This window comes from Pseudobacteriovorax antillogorgiicola (assembly GCF_900177345.1).
Lineage (GTDB): Bacteria > Bdellovibrionota_B > Oligoflexia > Oligoflexales > Oligoflexaceae > Pseudobacteriovorax > Pseudobacteriovorax antillogorgiicola.
The window spans coordinates 195521-215027 of the sequence record NZ_FWZT01000010.1 but is presented as its reverse complement, the minus strand read 5'-3'; the positions used below and the strand labels follow the sequence as shown (position 1 = coordinate 215027).

Annotated in this window: 13 protein-coding genes and 1 pseudogene; 10 read left to right on the top strand and 4 right to left on the bottom strand. The window is 42.0% G+C overall.

Annotated elements, in window-relative coordinates; genetic code table 11:
• Positions 1-343: 343 nt before the first annotated feature.
• From B9N89_RS14935 to B9N89_RS32285, 7 genes and pseudogenes are all read left to right on the top strand, one after another.
• Positions 344-652 (top strand): hypothetical protein, encoded by a 309-nt coding sequence (locus B9N89_RS14935; RefSeq protein WP_132325974.1) that lies wholly within the window; start codon positions 344-346, stop codon positions 650-652.
• Between the two features lie 49 nt (positions 653-701).
• Entirely contained in the window at positions 702-2246 is a 1545-nt protein-coding gene (locus tag B9N89_RS14930; protein WP_132325976.1) for an ABC transporter substrate-binding protein, read from the top strand.
• A complete protein-coding gene (locus tag B9N89_RS14925; protein ID WP_132325978.1) occupies positions 2243-3088 on the top strand; it encodes a hypothetical protein in 846 nt (281 codons plus the stop codon). Before B9N89_RS14930 ends, B9N89_RS14925 begins: the two co-directional genes overlap by 4 nt.
• Positions 3089-3309: 221 nt before the next feature.
• Positions 3310-5733, top strand: a complete 2424-nt coding sequence (locus B9N89_RS14920; RefSeq protein ID WP_159455388.1) for a hybrid sensor histidine kinase/response regulator — start codon at positions 3310-3312, stop codon at positions 5731-5733.
• A complete protein-coding gene (locus tag B9N89_RS14915) occupies positions 5730-5924 on the top strand; it encodes a hypothetical protein (protein ID WP_132325982.1) in 195 nt (64 codons plus the stop codon). Before B9N89_RS14920 ends, B9N89_RS14915 begins: the two co-directional genes overlap by 4 nt.
• A gap of 115 nt (positions 5925-6039) precedes the next feature.
• Positions 6040-7101 (top strand): annotated as a pseudogene (locus B9N89_RS32180) (sigma-54-dependent transcriptional regulator); the annotation flags it as partial.
• Positions 7102-7116: 15 nt separating this feature from the next.
• Positions 7117-7317 (top strand): helix-turn-helix domain-containing protein, encoded by a 201-nt coding sequence (locus B9N89_RS32285; protein WP_459550695.1) that lies wholly within the window; start codon positions 7117-7119, stop codon positions 7315-7317.
• Between the two features lie 54 nt (positions 7318-7371).
• Here B9N89_RS32285 and B9N89_RS14905 read toward each other — a convergent pair whose 3' ends face one another.
• The 4 genes from B9N89_RS14905 to B9N89_RS14890 all read right to left on the bottom strand — a co-directional run bounded on the left by B9N89_RS14905 (position 7372) and on the right by B9N89_RS14890 (position 13747).
• The gene (locus B9N89_RS14905) at positions 7372-9693 is read right to left on the bottom strand and encodes a S8 family serine peptidase (RefSeq protein ID WP_143478191.1); all 2322 of its coding nucleotides are present in this window, start codon (positions 9691-9693) and stop codon (positions 7372-7374) included.
• A 21-nt stretch (positions 9694-9714) separates the two neighbouring features.
• Positions 9715-10485 carry a hypothetical protein gene (locus B9N89_RS14900; RefSeq protein ID WP_132326502.1) on the bottom strand — a complete coding sequence of 257 codons (771 nt, stop codon included), beginning with the start codon at positions 10483-10485 and terminating at the stop codon, positions 9715-9717.
• Between the two features lie 110 nt (positions 10486-10595).
• On the bottom strand, positions 10596-12779 hold the full coding sequence (locus B9N89_RS14895; protein ID WP_143478190.1) for a S8 family serine peptidase: 2184 nt from the start codon (positions 12777-12779) through the stop codon (positions 10596-10598).
• A gap of 44 nt (positions 12780-12823) precedes the next feature.
• Positions 12824-13747 (bottom strand): Hint domain-containing protein, encoded by a 924-nt coding sequence (locus B9N89_RS14890; protein WP_132320961.1) that lies wholly within the window; start codon positions 13745-13747, stop codon positions 12824-12826.
• A 327-nt stretch (positions 13748-14074) separates the two neighbouring features.
• Here B9N89_RS14890 and B9N89_RS14885 point away from each other — a divergent pair, with 327 nt between their 5' ends.
• Genes B9N89_RS14885 through B9N89_RS14875 form a run of 3 tightly spaced genes read left to right on the top strand, consistent with a single transcriptional unit; the run spans position 14075 to position 19441 of the window.
• Positions 14075-15580: a trypsin-like serine protease gene (locus B9N89_RS14885; protein ID WP_132320959.1), complete on the top strand. Its 1506-nt coding sequence runs from the start codon at positions 14075-14077 to the stop codon at positions 15578-15580.
• Between the two features lie 20 nt (positions 15581-15600).
• Positions 15601-17526 (top strand): leucine-rich repeat domain-containing protein, encoded by a 1926-nt coding sequence (locus B9N89_RS14880; RefSeq protein ID WP_132320957.1) that lies wholly within the window; start codon positions 15601-15603, stop codon positions 17524-17526.
• Positions 17527-17578: 52 nt separating this feature from the next.
• Positions 17579-19441 carry a leucine-rich repeat domain-containing protein gene (locus B9N89_RS14875; RefSeq protein WP_132320955.1) on the top strand — a complete coding sequence of 621 codons (1863 nt, stop codon included), beginning with the start codon at positions 17579-17581 and terminating at the stop codon, positions 19439-19441.
• Positions 19442-19507: the final 66 nt, after the last annotated feature.

The window sequence follows — 19507 nt, the reverse complement described above, 5'->3', positions numbered from 1 at the left end:
ACGATTAGCTCACGAGCCTTCCCATACTTCTAAGAGTGCAAGCCAACACCTTCACAAAGCAGGGTTCGCGTTACTTAGAGTCAAAAGTTTCGAACTACTTTAGAAGCTTTCTTCAGAACAGAATAAGAGTAGCGCTACATTGGCTTAATAAAAAACAGGAAGACCTTCCTGAATTTCATCAAAAGTCAAAACCGAATTCAACCCGTTTCTAGATACTTAGACGAGCATTTCGAAAATGGCCTGAATCTTGTCTCATAAAAGTAAATAACGAGGAAAGGTTAAAGCAATAAGAGTATTTTTTAATCTTGCGGAAGAAAAATCACTATGGTTAAAGAAGGTGATCATGATGGTTTTACTTTATGGAGCTCGGATTAATATGCGTAGAGACATTATTGCAATTGGATGTGTTGGATTAAGTGCAGCTTTTGCTCAGGAGCACGCTTCGGCCCAGGAAAGAATTGTCAGCCGAAGTGAAATTTTGGCAAACAATGATTTATCAAAAGTTGATAGCAAAAGATTCTATATAGACCCATCTGATGGTATTGAGGGCGACTGCTCCACTTTATTACAGTCTCTTAACCCCCTATGTGTGATTAAGAATTTGAATGTCGTCGCTTCAACTGGAAATGCTGAAGGAACACCTCCTGATTAACAGACAGAAGCTCGTTTGAAATTAGTTTTTTTTAGTTGATAGGTTTGCCATGAGATTGATCTTTATTGCCACCCTTGGATTCTTTGTGATGTCTTCTATTTCAGCTAAGACAGAACCCGAAAGTGAGCTGACATTTTTTAATACCCGCGCCAGTGATGGCAAAGGGTTGCAGATCAGCTTTGATCCAGCTCTTTCTGATGTTTCAACGAATCAAACAGTGTTGGTTCAGGTCATCGGAACTTTAGCAAGAGTCGACATGACAAGCAAACTAACTCCTTACATCGCAGAATCTTGGAAAATTTCCGAAGACGGAAGACAGTGGAAATTCAAGATCAGGGAAAACCTCAAGTGTGAAGATGGTACACCTATTACGGCACGAGGTTATGTGAAAGGTCTTAACTCAGTAGCAAAAATATATGCTCAGAAAAAGGATCAGCTAGTAGTTTTCAACAAACTCCAGGGCTGGCCAGGACTAAAGAACTTTCGAAATAAGCCTCATGACTTAGAAGGTGTCATAGCTTCAGAAGATGTGGTTACTTTCAATTTTGTTGAAAAACCTATCGGATTTTTTCCATATTTGGCTATGCCATACTTCGGGTACTATTGTCCTAAGAACTTTGATACGAACGGAAACTGGTTAGATCCACAAAAAGCTGTATCATCTGATGCTTACCGAATCGAGGCGTTCAAAGGAAATGTTGTCACTCTCAAAGCGCGAAAAGACTGGTTCAGCCGTAAAGTGGGGAGCGCAGATAGGGTAAAAGTCAAATACTCGAAGCTGTCGGATGCAATAGCTAGTAAGGCGAAATATAAAGCAATAATTTCACAAAAGGTAAAGGAAGACAAGAGACCTTCTGATCTAGTCATGATCGAGAGTTTCCCATCTATGTTATCAGCTATAAATATTACAATTGCTCGTGATAACGTATTCCAAATAAAATCTGTTCGGCACGCCTTTCGAGACTATCTAAGAATAAATATGGCAAAATTATATGTCAAAGGTTCACTTTTCGATAGAACTGATCAAGTGTTTCACGCGGCAAACCCCATATCAAGTCTACCTCGCCCCCCAAAGGTACCAAGCATTCCCAGCCGACTTAAAGAGAAAGAGGTCATTTGGCTTTATCCTTCTTCTAAGGGTAGTGAATGGAGAGAGTTTTTGAGACACTCTATTGTTAGAACCTTCGAAAACCTGGGATTGAAGTACAAGCTGGTAGACGACTATCACTTACCAGATTGGTCTGATCGAGCAAAAAGAGGAAAGTACTACGATATTAGGGTTACTTTTGTTGAAACCGGAGGCACTGCCCAGAACTGGGTTGCACATATGATGTGGTGTAGCAAGATGGGAGTGGGATTCCCTGACCCTTCCGGAAAAGTATGCGAATTAATCAAAGCGCGTGGAAAGAAGTACAACGATGAATTTGTAGATGCTCGTTACCTTGAAAAGCTTAAGGAATATGTCGACGAAGACGCCACGGTTGTTCCAATGGTCTACTCTAATCACCTCTTCTTTTTTACTAAAAATATCGATCTTGAGAAGTACAATGTGCTCAATGATCATATCTACTTCAAAGATTTGGTGTTAAAGTGATAAGCAATCAACTAATTGCAGAAATTATTCCAGATCTAATTCGAGTCGAGGAGTCACCTATCCTCAACGAAAAAGAAAATATAGGCTGGCACTCTAGCTGCATCTGTAGAGGTGGCGTCGTTGGCAATGGAACAGGGAGTAGCAGGTCCTTGGCTCGCTCAATTGCACTCGCTGAAGCAATCGAACGCTCGATTTTCTATAGGCTTTCATCTGAAAACCCAAAAAGATTTCTGTTTGATGAATATCCAACAACATGTGGCCTTGCTGTTGGTTATGACCGAGAAAAAACTAGGTCCCGTTCTATATCTGAGGCAGTTGAACGATGGGCGTGGAGTCAATGGATTGATAAACAGAAATTCGTTGAACCAGTGGACATCTCGGTAAAGTCTAAGACAGCTATATTTTTTACTAGTGAATTTGATGAGCTTAAATTTTATAGAAAGGTAATAAAAAGCAGCCTTTTTTCCGGAGGTGAGGCTGAGTGGATTGTGGCTTTGGGACTAAAGAATGGTGGAGTATATGCTGGATCAAATCTGGGTTATGGCGAGAACGTAGTAGACCACTCAATCGAAGAGGCTTGGAGGTGCGTAAGGTTCACCGAACAAAATCCTTTACTGCGTCGTACACACATCATTAATGAGCGAATTATTTTTTTTGCTAATAACGCTGATATTGCCTTTAAGCAAATCCCAGGCGTCCGTCGGCAAGGCAATTGGACTACACCAAAACTAATATTCGATGAAACTGTGTATGAGCACAACAATAGAGTTTTCTGTCACCGTGCTCTATGTGATGATTTTATTCCTTGGAATCAAGGCCCTGTCCACCGCTTTGTGTACTGAAAGCTATTGTTATCAAGCTGTAAAATCTAAGAAAAGTCAGAAAAAAGTAGAACAGCAAAATTCAATCGAAAATCTACTACTCATCAAATTATCGTATCGTAAAGGCGAATCGTATGAAGTCTCATGTTCTGACTCTTTTTGCTTCAATTTGTCTTTCAATGCTACTAGTTCAAGCTCTCTTTTTCTTCCTGCAGAAAAATGCTGCGATAGAGAAGTCAAGAATGATCGAAGCACTCTTGGAAGAAGAGACGTTATCACATAGAATGCGTGAAATTTCTAGTCGTTTGTATGACCTCCACACTCTAAACTTCATAGACTGCATTGAAATAACGAGAAGACAGCCTATCAAAACTAAGTTCCTTGATCTAAGATACAAAGGCCATTGCAATACTAAGCCTTTTCTTCTCCTAGACGGACTCCAACAGAATATAGTTAAAGTTGCCAACGATTCATCTAGTTGGGAAGTTAAATTTATCAGCAGAAATGGTAGGAGCTTTTATGTTGCTCTTTGGATTCTGCGCTTATCCTTGGTGCTCGCGGTAACAAGTTTCTATCTCTTCCACCGAAATCGAATCATCGCTCAACAAACTATTACTCGGCTCAAAGATGATCAAGAGTATAAACGTCAGTTAGCTATTGCCCAAACGACTCAGATGCTAGCCCATGACGTAAGAAAACCATTCACTCTAGTGTCAGCCCTCGTTGAGATGGTTACTCAAGCCAAAAACAGCGAGCAAATAACTAAAATTCTGGAACAAAGCATCCCCGATATCTCTTCCTCTCTTTCAAACGTCAACGGGATGATTCAAGATGTGATGGAGGTTGGTAAAACCGATACTTCATTGCTAACCGAATCAGAATCCATTCAAGAAATCACTAACGAGGTTCTTCTTGGCATCTTTAGATTCAATAGGCAGGCAAATATTAAAGTCTCCTCCAAGTTTAATCACACTAAGAAAGTTGAGATCAACCGTCAAAAAGTGTCTCGCGTCTTCTCAAATATCATTGGCAACGCGATAGAGCACATGAATGGTCAAGGACAGTTATGGTTCCACTCAGAAGAAAAGCAAGAGATGCTCGAAGTTTGCATCGGCAACTCAAATACTTACATACCCCCTGAAGATATCGACCAGCTGTTTGACGCATTCTTCACTAAAGACAAAAAAGGCGGTACAGGCCTCGGTCTGGCCATTGCCAAAAAAGTCATTGAAGCCCATGGCGGCAAGATTTGGTGCAAATCATCACAAGCTAAAGGAACAGAGTTTTTCTTTACCTTACCCCTCTCCGAGCAGATCGATCAATCTGATACAAAGCTATTAAGCTCTAGCCATGCCTACTTCGAAAAGGGTTCCATCCAAATCGATCTAGAGGAATCTGATAGCCATCCTCTTGAGGAGGCCAAGACTAGTGAGCAGGAGAAGGCTCTAGACCGGGCTCTTACGGAAAAGCTTGATTCCCCGCTGCACATTGCAATAATAGATGACGAAGCCTTATACAGAAGCCATCTTCAGTTCCACCTAGAGTCCAATAGTGCCCTTCATAGCAAGCTACGGATCAAAGAGTACTCCAGTGCGGAAGATTGCCTGGTGGACCAAGTAAGCGAAACCTTCGATGTCGTCATTGTCGACGTCGATCTCGGCAAAGGCAAAATGGACGGCTTTGAAGCCGTATCGGTAATCCGGCAAATGGCAAGCAATGCCAAGATATGCGTCCATTCCAACAGGGGTGTACTAGAATACCAGCCTCAAGCCCTTAAAGCCGGTGCTGATCTATTCTTACCAAAGCCTATGACCAGGCTTCACTTACTCAAGATACTAGCTTCCAGTGCTGCTCTTAGCGAAGAGCAGAATCAAGCCGACCGATTTTCTGGAAAGATTGTCTTGGTTGAAGACAGCGTAGTAATAGTGCAGTCTTGGAAGCTAAATTTTTCTGAAGGAGAAGATTTAGAAGTCTTCATGACTTTTGATGACTTCTTGGTGAAATCTGGGAAGCAAGGCTTTTTCGACGACGTTCAAGCAGTTGTAACTGACTATTATCTCAACGATTCCTTTACAGGTACAGATGTTGCTAATCGTTTAGATAGTTTAGGAGTTCAGGTGTCCTTATACCTGAGCACCAACAAAGACTCGGTGGAGGACAGCGAGAAAATTCTTTTCAAAGCACTTCTCCCCAAGAACCCAAAACAAGCAGTTACGAAACTGAGACACCATGAGCTAGGTGTCCAAGAGCAACAGGAAACACAGACCATGGGACTAGCCAAGTTCAAGGAGACACTTCGTCAGAAAAGCCTTTTAATTGTCGAAGATGAAGTTATTCAGCGAGAGATGTATTACGAAGAGGGGTGTAGTTTGATGAATTGTGACAGTGTAGAATCCTTCGAAGATGCCATCTCGCTCTTGAAGTCTAGGAAATATGACTACCTGCTGTCAGACGTCCACCTCACAAAATCCTACGACGACCCATCAGATGGGCTTAAAGTGATGGACTTTGCCAAAGAGATAAATCCTGATATGTCAGTTGTTGCGATGTCCACCGATGATTCGGTTCCGAGAATTGAGTCGATGGATCACTTTGTTTCGAAACCTCTTTTAGACTCTGATCAAATTGCGGCGGCGCTGCTCAAAGCTGATGAGGTGCGGGCATGAGCCGAGACAAGTGCATATCAGCCTATCGTCACCATCTTGCAAATTTGATCATCGAATATCAGATCATGATTGCGCGTAGCAAGCAGGACAAGATAACGGATAGCGAGTTCATTGAAAAAATCGAATTGATTGGCTCTAAGATTCAACAAGAAACTCAAAAACTAAAAGAGCACTTAGTAAGTTTAGGGTAAGGTAGTGATGAAACGAATTCTTATAGTAGAAGATGCCAAAGAACAGCTTCAATGGTTCCAAAGTTTAGTTGAATGAACATTCCAATATTACCTCTCATCGACTCTTGAAGATGCCAAGCTCTTACTCGATTCTGAAACCATAGATGTGCTGTTGACTGATATCCATCTAACACAGGATTCCACTCTCTCTAGCTTTGAAGGCTTTGAGATCATTCAGTATGCCAAGGAAAACCACCCTGAGGTCATCGTCATCGCGATGTCTGCAGATCCCAAGATCTCAACGTATCGCCGTGCCCACGAGCTAGGAGCGGATCATTGGCTAAAAAAGCCAGTCATTGAGCTTCAAGAGCTACAGATTGCAATCGACGCCGCGAAAAGCAACCAGTATCTCAAACGCCTCAAACGAAGCAACAGCTTGAAACCGGACGCCGACTATGATCACATCTGCGAGGATGGCCTTGTCATCAGTGACGAAGTCAGACGCTATGTTAGAGGAGTCGCTAAGTCGCGAACGATTCCTTGCGTGATCTATGGGGAAACTGGAACAGGTAAGGAAGAGGTAGCAAAGCTTATTCATAAAAGGCGAACAGAAGGTGAAGGCAGCCTACCGTTCATGGCTGTGAACTGCGCTAATCTCAATAGCAATATGGCAGCTTCAATATTATTCGGCCATCGAAAAGGTGCCTTTACTGGCGCTGAGAAAACCACTAATGGCATGATTGGCGAGGCTGATGGTGGCATTCTATTTCTTGATGAGATTCATAGGCTAAATGAAGAGTGTCAATCAAGGCTGCTACGAGTCTTAAACGATGGCACCTATCAACGACTCGGAGATACCAAAACCTTGCATTCGTCTTTTCAAGTGATTACTGCATCGAGCAAAGATCTTGATGATGCCGTTATCGACGGCGAATTTCTCATGGACTTAAGATCTCGCCTCACAGGTGTCGACATTCATCTGCTTCCCTTACGGGATCGCCCTGATGACTTTGATCCATTGATAAAGCTTTTCTTTGCCCGCGAGAATATCAAGGTTTCGGAGCCCGAAATAGACCGAATTATTAGTCGCTGCAAGAGCTACTACTGGCAAGGTAATATTCGGCAGCTATTTAATGTACTCAAGTCGTTTTCTACCATGTGTACCCTGAACGAAGATCCTCTGGAAGCAGATAAACTCCCCGAATACAAAACGATGCTAGCGCCGGGTCAAGATGCTCTGCGAGCTTCTAGGCAGGCTTGGCAACGCCCCATGAAAGAAAGCCTTGAAGAGCTTGAAAAGCAGATTTTGATGAAAGCGCTTGAATCATATAGATCTAAAACTGTAGCCTGCCAAATTCTTAAGATGAATCGCTCTACGTTTGATTCTAGAGTTTCGAAGTATGGCCTTCAGTAACAAGTAAGAACCTCCAAAATATCGGAGGTTCTTATGGAAGTTGTCCGCATTTCGCTAATGAAAATCCAACCTTGCTTTAAGAAACTCATATTTTTCTTCTGCAAATGTCTGGGCCTTGGCATCACCAGCCATTATACAAGCTAGTGCTTGATTCTTACTAAAGGCACCACTACTCATATCATCGTTATAGGTGGACAAACACTCTGCGAATCTGTAAGCACCATCACTTCGGAGAACTCCACCTGTTCGAACATCCAAAGGTCGCCAGACTAAACCTCCTGCTTGATCTCTTTCATGGGGAATATGTGCAGAAGCTAGTATTGCTAGCCTAATATCCGCGGAGCTTAATTTAGGGAAATCCTGAGCGATTCTGGATGCAATGCCAGCAACCCGCGGTGACGCAAAGGACGTTCCTTTAGAGCTAGTGGGATCGTGAGTTCCTTTAGCAGCTATATCAGCATAGTCTTTCCCATAAGCCGTATAGTTGGTTAGTCTTGGGTTGTCACCATCTGCACCGTTTGCTGCAGCTACAACAATCTTATTGGGGTGTGGAGCTGATTGAGGGCAGTTACCAGGGTTCTCCATCTGAAAGTTTCCAGCAGCCGTAACGAATAAAACTTTACCAATCTTACTAGCAAGTGGCCCTGTATTTAATGCGCAAGCTTGCTTACCAGTATAGGTTCCATAAGAGGCATTGATAACCTTGACTCTGAGGTCTTGAGCTGGGCCAGAAAATATTCCTAACTCTATCATAGAACTTAACTGGCTATGGTCATCATGGAAGCATTCACCACCAATCAAAAATTTCACATTCGGATTTTCTTCCACGATAAGGCTAGCAACTTTGCTGGCATGATCGTATGGCCGATGAAAATCAATGGGGACATCATTGCTAGGAGCATAACCACCAAACGCATTCGACCAATCTCCCTCGGTATTTCGTGACCAACCATACAATGAACCTGACAAATGCGAACCATTATAATTATCTATTCGATAAGGCCCTCCCACTATCAAGTCAGAGTACTGAAAGGAAAAGGGGTCCGCTAGCTCACATAATAGAAGTCCTGAGCCAGTATCTATTGAGTCGAGATCTAAAAAGGATTGACTCTTATCACGCATTTCCCAAGCTTGCTTAGCGGTGAATGTATGACTTACTAAATCCTTGAATGTACGATCGTAGGCACGAACGCTCAAACGAAGCTCGTTCTCGCCTTTCCAATTCAAACTGAAGTAGATATTTGGCAATCGACTTGGCGCTAAATAGGCTCCCCCTAAGGTTCTCCCTTTTCGGTCTAGCACCCAATGGGTTCTTCGCTTTACAGAGCCACGGCTGTATATTTTTTCTTCGATAAATATATAGTTACCCCGATAGACTGGCTTTGAAAATCCCTGGAAGCCACCTAAAACTCCCTTTCCATTGATAAATAACGCACTATCTATGCTTGTGGATGGATTCGAGTACTGCTCGATGGTGAAGTCACGCAATGCCGCCAAAGCGGGACTTATTTGACTAGGCTTCGTGAAAAGCGTCGATAGCTCTTGACTGCTATACTTTTCACTTCCCAATACCTTGTCGATCTGCCCTACTTCAGGTTCATAATACTCGATATATGACGTACCACCAAATCCAGACACTGGGTCCGGGCCTACAGTCAAAGGGTTTAATACTCGGGATAAAATATTTGAAGGATTACTATTCCAACGCTCGGGCACTCTTCCTACTCGGAGCACGAGCTCGCTATCGTACTCTGAACTCCATAGCTTAGCATTAAAGCCTCTATAGCCCTTACCGAAACGAGAGTTAGCCCAATTTGTGAGTTTATATGCTTCATCGTCACTGATCTCTGGATAAATGGAAAAATAGGTCCCACTAAAAACATCACTAGGATTTGATGCTATGTATAGAAAGTTATCGAGGCATGCACTAACTCCATCGATTCCGGACTCAGAGAAGGTATCAATAAAACTCGTTCCTTCAGTACAAGCTGCGAGGGGGTTATCAAAGGTAGCAGAAAAGCTCAGACACTTTTTTTGCTCTGCATCGAAGATTCCGTTATTGGAGCAGTTACACTCTTGCAAGGCACGGTCATAAGTTGCACCAGATTGCTGACAGACGCTTTGTAGTAATCCGATATCTACTAGGGATGGTCCGTAAAATCGCGACAGTTCTGGATGACACGCGTCAGAGTCATCTTCACAAGCAGCCCTCGGTTTTGAGCAGCCATCTTCACTCATACACTTTGAAATAGGATCGAGCTTAATCCCACAGTCAATAATACAATCTTCAACTTGTTCAGAATTCGAGTCTTTTTTATCGCAATGCGCTGTTATAGCACCCAACCCGATAAGCATCGCCCACTGGAATAATCTCATCCCACTCTCCTTGATAGACCACTATAATTGCTCTAAATAATGTCTAATAAGCTTCACATTTTGATAACTACCTCTCGCCATATGAGAGCGAATCATTTCTACACCAACTGGAGAAGATCTAGCAATCAAATGTAAAATTTCAACTTTCTCGCCCGCTAGCGACTGTTTGATGTGAGTAGGTTGCGAGCTAACAATATTGTCATAGAACAATAGATCAACTAAATCACTCAAAAGTTGCTTTCGAGCACTACCTTCAACCTCTCCAACTGCCTTTTCAAAGTAGTCGATCATCATCATACGGTGCTGCTCTGGTTCCTTATAGCTATCGTCTATTGGAAGATTTTTTTCGAATTCTTTCAAGTAACGCTTCCATGCACTACGATCAGTTAGTAAGCTTTTCAGCTCTGCTTGCTCACCTGTTCTCAGTAGCACCTTCTTTTCAGAAAGATCCTTGAACTTTTTGATAAACGGATCCTTTTTGAATATCTTCACTTCCAAAACTCTAGGGTGGTATGCTAGGAGGTATGCCTCTTCCTCAGGGCTTAGGTCAACTTTCGGATCAATCGAGTGAACTTCTGATTCCTCAGATTCCCCTTTTAGTGTCTTTTTCTCAATAGGTAGAGACTTCGAACTTTGTAGATCCAGTTCTGAATTGGTAGAATTCACCGCGGGGCTAGCTGTAGCTTCCGCCGGCTGAAGTGTGTCACTATTGTCTTGTTTAATGTATTGGAATACTGCTAGAACTAGAAATGAAAGTGCTACAACAGCAGTGAGTAGATGTCTATTTTTCATGAAAGATTCCAAGAACTCGTTTTCGATACAATCAAGTTTATAATTCAGAGAGATAAGTAGAAATCTCTTCACTACTCACTCTCAACTAAAAAATTCAGAATTTACTTCGATTAGTTTAGGTGTAGCCTATTCTTAAGGAAGTTATACTTTTTACGTGCATACGTTGAGTTTCCTGCATCACTTCTCTCTATGCAAGTTAGTATTTGAGCTTTGTCGAACGCGCCTTCTACATCTTCTTTATTCTCAAATAGGCACTCAGCGAATCTGTACGCACCATCACTTCGGAGAACTCCTCCCGTTCGAACGTCGAGGGGTTTCCAACTCTTCAAATCTCCCCAAAAGTTTTTGTCATGGGGAATATGTGCAGAAGCTAGTATTGCTAGCCTAATATCCGCGGAGCTTAATTTAGGGAAATCCTGAGCGATTCTGGATGCAATGCCAGCAACCCGCGGTGACGCAAAGGACGTTCCTTTAGAGCTAGTGGGATCGTGAGTTCCTTTAGCAGCTATATCAGCATAGTCTTTCCCATAAGCCGTATAGTTGGTTAGTCTTGGGTTGTCACCATCTGCACCGTTTGCTGCAGCTACAACAATCTTATTGGGGTGTGGAGCTGATTGAGGGCAGTTACCAGGGTTCTCCATCTGAAAGTTTCCAGCAGCCGTAACGAATAAAACTTTACCAATCTTACTAGCAAGTGGCCCTGTATTTAATGCGCAAGCTTGCTTACCAGTATAGGTTCCATAAGAGGCATTGATAACCTTGACTCTGAGGTCTTGAGCTGGGCCAGAAAATATTCCTAACTCTATCATAGAACTTAACTGGCTATGGTCATCATGGAAGCATTCACCACCAATCAAAAATTTCACATTCGGATTTTCTTCCACGATAAGGCTAGCAACTTTGCTGGCATGATCGTATGGCCGATGAAAATCAATGGGGACATCATTGCTAGGAGCATAACCACCAAACGCATTCGACCAATCTCCCTCGGTATTTCGTGACCAACCATACAATGAACCTGACAAATGCGAACCATTATAATTATCTATTCGATAAGGCCCTCCCACTATCAAGTCAGAGTACTGAAAGGAAAAGGGGTCCGCTAGCTCACATAATAGAAGTCCTGAGCCAGTATCTATTGAGTCGAGATCTAAAAAGGATTGACTCTTATCACGCATTTCCCAAGCTTGCTTAGCGGTGAATGTATGACTTACTAAATCCTTGAATGTACGATCGTAGGCACGAACGCTCAAACGAAGCTCGTTCTCGCCTTTCCAATTCAAACTGAAGTAGATATTTGGCAATCGACTTGGCGCTAAATAGGCTCCCCCTAAGGTTCTCCCTTTTCGGTCTAGCACCCAATGGGTTCTTCGCTTTACAGAGCCACGGCTGTATATTTTTTCTTCGATAAATATATAGTTACCCCGATAGACTGGCTTTGAAAATCCCTGGAAGCCACCTAAAACTCCCTTTCCATTGATAAATAACGCACTATCTATGCTTGTGGATGGATTCGAGTACTGCTCGATGGTGAAGTCACGCAATGCCGCCAAAGCGGGACTTATTTGACTAGGCTTCGTGAAAAGCGTCGATAGCTCTTGACTGCTATACTTTTCACTTCCCAATACCTTGTCGATCTGCCCTACTTCAGGTTCATAATACTCGATATATGACGTACCACCAAATCCAGACACTGGGTCCGGGCCTACAGTCAAAGGGTTTAATACTCGGGATAAAATATTTGAAGGATTACTATTCCAACGCTCGGGCACTCTTCCTACTCGGAGCACGAGCTCGCTATCGTACTCTGAACTCCATAGCTTAGCATTAAAGCCTCTATAGCTCTTACCGAAACGAGAGTTAGCCCAATTTGTGAGTTTATATGCTTCATCGTCACTGATCTCTGGATAAATGGAAAAATAGGTCCCACTAAAAACATCACTAGGATTTGATGCTATGTATAGAAAATTATCGAGGCATGCACTAACTCCATCGATTCCTGACTCGAAGAATGTATCAATAAAGCTCGTCCCTTCAGTACAAGCTGCGAGGGGGTTATCAAAGGTAGCAGAAAAACTCAGACACTTTTTTTGTTCCGCATCGAAAATTCCGTTATCGGAGCAGTTACACTCTTGCAAGGCACGGTCATAAGTTGCACCAGACTGTTGGCACGCGCTCTGCAATTTTCCAATCTGTACAGATGCTGGCCCCGACAGGTTTTTGCCATAAGCGCTAGCGAAAGAAATGGCAATTAAAAAGAGGGAGGTACACAAGCCTTTTAACATATTTTTCATCCCTTAAATGAGTACCCACCCAACTAAGGGTGGGAGTTCGAATACTACGGCAGAAGATTGGGGTCAATTTGTGTTCTTACTAATTCTCGATCAAGATAACTCTTGTAAGAAGATTGATAGCGGGCCGATCCATTTAAGAAACCCTGTGCCACTACTATGTTTCCAAGAAGTGATTCCTGTTTCGGTTCGTAGTTATACACCTGGCCATAAAACTCTTTAGAATCAATCGCTGTAATGCTGACTTTTAATCCATCTTCAGTTACTAATTGATCACCAATGTCAAAGGTTTTAGCTTCACGAATATATCCCTTACCATCAACTAAAGGATGATTGTCAGTCACTTCGATCTCGCCGCCGTCTTCAGTTACTAATGTCACAATATCGTGTAACGAGTCATCACCCGATATAACATATTTCCCTATATCCGAGAATTCAAGATCAACAGATTCTAAAGTTGAACCTAGTTTTACAGTAGCAATAGTAGGATAAAGAGAATCTAAGGCATCTTGAATTTCCATGTATCCGTTGTCGGTTAGTATTTGTTGGTATGGTGTATAACAACTAGCACGACATGAACCTATCCAAGTATTTGGTGCTGGGACTACATCAGGCATACCATGTGCCTCTGGCTTCCAGTAGCCGCCCACAACTTTTTTTGCTGCTGCATCCCACTTTCCAAATGTTGGATAGTAAGGGAGGGGATCGAGAGTAACCTTTGACTCTAGGGTATCCTCGTCGATCACGACCGTGTAGTACCACTTATTAAACGTTCTCAAAGGGATAATTTTTGAGTTCTTTGCCCATAGTAGTCGAACCCGCGCTGTGGCTGTGTTCAAACTATCATTTTCACATCTGAGATCGTAAATTGAATTTACAGCCGGTTTCTTGAACTGGGACGCCATCGATACTGTGCTTGACATCAATGCAGCACCAACAACTAAGGAAACATTTAAGTCTTTCAATTGCATATTAAACTCCTTGATTTAACAAACAACGAAGTAAAAGCAAGAGTCATACCAATCAACTGAATACATATATGATAGAGATCTACTTGATTCGCACTGTTTCTAGGACTGGTAGTTTCATAAAAATCATGAAAAATTTCCTGATTTTTGGGAAAATATTCTTATAGACTTTCCTTAAGCTCACTCGGATTTCATGCAAGAATTCTTCTGTTACAGCCCGAAGCATATATATGTCTTGCGAATGGCGTTATGAACTCTCAATCAGACATAGAATTGTGATATATGGCATGAGCTTTGCTTTCGTATTGTTGAATCTATTTGAGGTTGGAAATGCATAAAAATTTACTCTTATTGATCAGCACGATAATATTCTTCTCATGTAGTGACGACACTGCAGTATTGAAAATAGTTGGTGAATTGCCAATAGACTCATCCGACGTTGCATTTCGTTCCACGGTCCCTATCTACTATAAAGGGAAGTTCACTTGTACGGGAGTTGCCGTTGCTGACAATCTCATTCTCACAGCGGCTCACTGTTTACATGGAAGGCAAGATCTTTCTCGAATTACTGTAGGCATGAAATCGAACTATAGTATCAAGTCGATTGATGCTAACTACTTTAAGAACAATGAGAGCCCAGAAGGACTTTGGCCAATTGGAGATATTGGATGGATCAAGTTGGAAGAACCTCTTCCTGAAGCAATAACACCAATAAGAATAGCAAAACCAAGGTTGGATGACGATAAAGAAAAAGTTTCCGTACAGTTATACGGCTATGGATCTACTGGTTTTAGCAAGCGAGATGGCGAAGTCCTAAGGTACACCGAGAGTGAGATATCTAAAATTTATTGGGGTGGGCCATTTAAGGGCACCATCGTAGTAGATTCACCAATCGATAGTGGGCCATGTCGGGGAGACTCTGGTGGACCTTTGATTTATCAACAAAGCAATTCAAGGCAAGTCCTCCTTGGCTTGGTAAGCGGCGCGGATTCTTGGCTTACTCCTGATGTCTCAAAAGTCGAGGACCCATGCAAATCCGGTCAAGCGTCGTATACAATGGTGTATAACTATCTTGATTGGATTGAAGACAGTTCTGGGGTTGCACTCGACGAAGTCCTATTAGATGATAAATTGCCTACTCAAACCATAGTTGAACCTGATGACCAATTTTCGGATTGGTGTCATCATTCAGAAATTACGATAGAACAAGCGAGAACTGTCAAAGCAGTGATGGAGTCATTGGATGCAGAGTCTTGTATGGCGATCGAGGATGCTATCATTAGAAAGAATGGTCTACTCAACCTAGCAGAGTACTCTATTCAAGATATTACTCCCCTTCAAAATCTACGTGGAATTGTCGAATTAGACCTTTCAAACAACAGAATTGCACACATTCCTAATCTATCTGGAAGTGATATTAGATCACTAGAAATTGATAGTAATGGATTAACAGTTGTTAACTTCAATTTTCTACCAGAAAACATGAAGCGTCTAGACTTGTCCGATAATAATATTGAAACGATTAAGCCTAACGATAGTGATTCCGAGTTAGAGTGGCTTAATATGAGTGTAAATCGACTTCAGACCACCATTGGTCTAGCGCGTTTGAGTTCTCTATCAACTCTATCCCTCAGTCATAACTTCATCGATGATCTATCTGGAATTGAAGATCTCAGCCTTCTAAAGATACTCAACCTTAGCTCAAATCAGATTGAAGAGTATTCCAACTTAACCGATTTGAGGGAAATTCAAATCCTCAATATCTATAATAACCCCATTATTAACTTTTCCTGTCCATACCCTGAAGACGAAGAGGGTGATGTTTGTCATTATTAACGTGTTTGGAGAAATTTTCTATGTTAAGCCTAAGTAAACACCGCGGAACTATTTTAAAAGCATCCGCACTCGCCTCAATGCTAACGGCATGTAATGGCCAGCTTCCAGAACAAAGTAGAGCGAAGAATTCGATTCCTCCCACTGCTGGATCAGCACTTCTAGAAACGGGATACGATACTCATACAGAGGAGTTTAGGGGGTCATGCGTGGCCGCCAATGGTCCATTAAAGTATGCTGGTAGTCAACGTTCAGAAATTCGCTTTGATCGAAGTATGACACTTGATGAATTAAAGACCGCCTTGGAAGTACAAATCTCTGGAAAGCTAAAAATTCCGTCCTTTGATGTCTCTGGAGCCGCTAAATTTATCAGTGACGCTTCCTCCACTGATCTTTCAGATAGTATGATTTTCTCATATCAGGTGAAGGGAAAAAGCGTCATAATGCAGAGGGTACGCTTGTCCCAAGAAGGCCTAGCTGTGAAAGGTAGATCTGAGGCAGATGTTAGAAAGACTTGTGGTGACGAGTACGTTTCTGAAGTTCAATTAGGTGCTCAGCTTTTTGTACTAGTAAACTTCGAGTTTGCCAATCGCGAGGCGAAGAGTTCATTTGAAGCGCAAATCGATGTCAACTTGGTAGATCTATTCTCACTGAGTGGCGCGGCCAGTACGTCACTAGACAAGTTTAAAGACTCAATTTCGATCTCGATGAGTGCTCTACAGATCGGTGGAAACCCATCACGACTAGCGACTATTCTACAATCGAATGGCAGTAGTGGAATTCCGATAGTTAATTGTTCTATCACAAACAAGGAACAGTGCCTGGCAGCCATGCAGAAAATTGTAAAATATGCATCTGGTGAAGGTCGTGGGGATTTTATTGATCAGATTCAGAACCTTAGCTATAATCCTACTGACCCCAATGGCGCAGCTTTCATTGGCTACAAGTCCAAAAGCTACTATGAGAGTGCTCTTTATGACCTCTACCCTGTAGAAGGGGCTGTAATTCAAAGAGCTGTAGCAGACAATCGTGCTTCTCTCGTCACTATGTACGAGGACCAAGCAAAGGCGAATAAGCGAGCAAACGCACTTCTAAGGATGCGACTATCTCAACAAGAACGTAATGATATTCGGAATATTGCATCACTTACCAAGGCTAATCTTCGTGGTATTACAGATACAGCAAAAATTTGCTATGAAAAACCAGGTAACTGCGTAGGTGCATTTAATAAGCTAGTTGTTAAAGACTTTGATCAAAGAAAACTGCAGAAGAAATTCACTTTCTTCGACTATTGTGATCTTCCCAATCAAAGTAGCTCCGTGTCAGATACTATCGAGGCAATTCGGGTTGCCTATGATGCAAGAAATGCGAGCTGTGGTGACCTTGAGTCTGATCTTTTAAATAGCCTAGAGTTGGATCTAAGTGATAGTGATCCAGCAGTGCGATCCTTGAAACCTCTTCAGGGGCTTGAACATCTGCAATATCTAGATATCTCAAAGAACCAAGTACGTAACATTAGCCTTTTATCCCAATTTAAAAGTCTACGATTCTTGAATGCACGAGAAAACTCTATTAGCAATATCATACCTGTTTCAAATCTAAACAAGTTAACCTATTTAGATTTGGCCTACAATAGAGTGATTGACGCTGAACCGCTAAGGAACAACCGTACCCTCAAGACTCTCCTGATTCACGGCAATGACCTATTCAGCGAGAGCCCTCTTCTAGACTTACAAGGTGTTGACACACTTATCATTTCAGAAGAGAGAACCTGTGAAGAAGAAAGGAAGTACGCGTTATCTAAAGGCTGGGTATCTCAATCCGACTACGAGTTGTTTAAAACAATGGATTTCGCTCCTAATTACTACAATCCAGGGGACCGGAGTAGTGGCCTAGACGGGTGGCTTCTATGCCCAATCGTTTTTTCATCTTTCGATCCAGGTGCATAAGTAGAAGAGCTGTGCCCCCGTTGAGGGGGTATTTTTTTGGGGAGGATCTCTCGTGCCGAGATTAAGAATCAATTTGATACTATCTATACTTATTTTTCTAGGATTAGATGTTCGGGCATCTACCATACCCAATATTGCTAAGCAGCAGAAAATAGGGGCAGGTTTTGACATCAATAACCAATCGTTTAGAAGCCCCTGTCTTGAAGGTGATGTTGAGTACACTGGAACACAGTCATCTACCTTAAACCTAGACTACACGGTTGACGAGGAAACTGTCGAAAGTCAACTACGCTCGAGTATCAGTGGCAAGGTAAATCTATTTGTCGCCTCCGCCAAGGCCTCGCTAGAAATCTCAAAATTTCTCACGAAAAGTGACTACTCTCAAAACTTAATATACTCACATAGAATAGTTGGAAAGACTGCTTCAATAAGGAATATCAGATTAACCGGAGACGGCTTGAAAGCTTCTGAGTCTAATGATGAAAATTATAAGAGGCTTAAATGTGGTCAAGAATTCATAAATCAAATCAATCTTGGTGCTTCTCTGTACATAGCTGTACGTCTAAATTTCGAAAGTAAGGAGATGAAAGAGAGATGGAAAGCAAAGGTAAAATTTAAGGTTCTTGGGTTCAAAAAAACAAAATCATTCCGAGGATCATCTGGCTACGAAAACTCCTCAACTTCGGTTAGCTTTCATGCTGTGCAAATTGGTGGTGATCCATCTAGGCTTAACAAAGTTCTCGCATCGATCAACAGGACTAACTGTACTCTTAAAGAAATAGAGCAATGCCACGACGCTGTAGATAAGCTTCTTGATTATGCAACGTCAGAAGACGGATTTAGGTCTCAGTTAAATCAGCTCGAGTACAGCCATACAGATTACTATCCGGCTATTTCCTATGAAACTATTCCATATAATCAAACAGAGTTCAAAAACCTGAGTACTGCGGCTTTCAGTCCATTTAGTGTTCACGTTCGCAATGTGCAAGAAAATATTTCTAATGACTATTCTGATATGTCGGAACTTTACCAGCGTTCCGTTTACCTCTTGAACAGCAACCGATTACTACCTGAAGAACGATCCTTATTCAAGAAGATACGGAGTGACACCCGCGAAAATATAACTAGACTTCTCAGAGTTCGTGATACCTGCCTAAAGAAATCGGAACAAATTTGCCTTGCAGAAAACTTTAACCTTAATCTTATTACCATTGACCGTGATAAACTCTTCATTCCGGAAAGACTGCTCGATCGATGTGAACGAGCTGCCCTTGATGATCCTAGTGACAGTGATGCTATTATCATCAAACATATCTATGACAACTACCCTATCGATAGCTGTATCGAACTTGAAAGAAAGCGCGATTTGATAACTAGAGTCAAGATTGTAGATAGCAACTTAATTAGCATAAGTATCCTTAAGTTTCTTCCGAACATTGAAAGTCTTTCCTTGCAAAATAACATGATCGGTATCATTGGACCGATCAGGTATCTAACGCGTCTAAGATTCCTTAATATTTCAAGTAACTCTGTAAACGACCTAAACTCCCTTCGGTTTCGCACTAAATTAAAGCGACTCAATATATCTAGCAACTCAATAGATACTTTGCGGCCAATCAGGGATCTACCTCTCGATAGACTCTATACTTATGGAAATCCCATAACCGACTATTCGGTAATAGAGAGGAATAGAACTAGATACACCCATCTCATCCTTACGAGTGAACAAGCCTGTAATGATGAACTAAGACAGTCGGTTGCATTGGGTTTGATAAGTAACGGTGACCGTGACTTCTATGTAAGTATGGGCTTCGGTCCGACCTATGTGGACCCATCCGATAGAAGGCTAGGAATTGAGGGGTTCTTTTATTGTGACATTGCATCGACGACTTACAGATATATGTGGGATCTATGAAAAATTTAATTATTCTAATTTTAGCTTGTCAACCACCATTCCTAGCTTTTTCCAACGAGGCTCCTG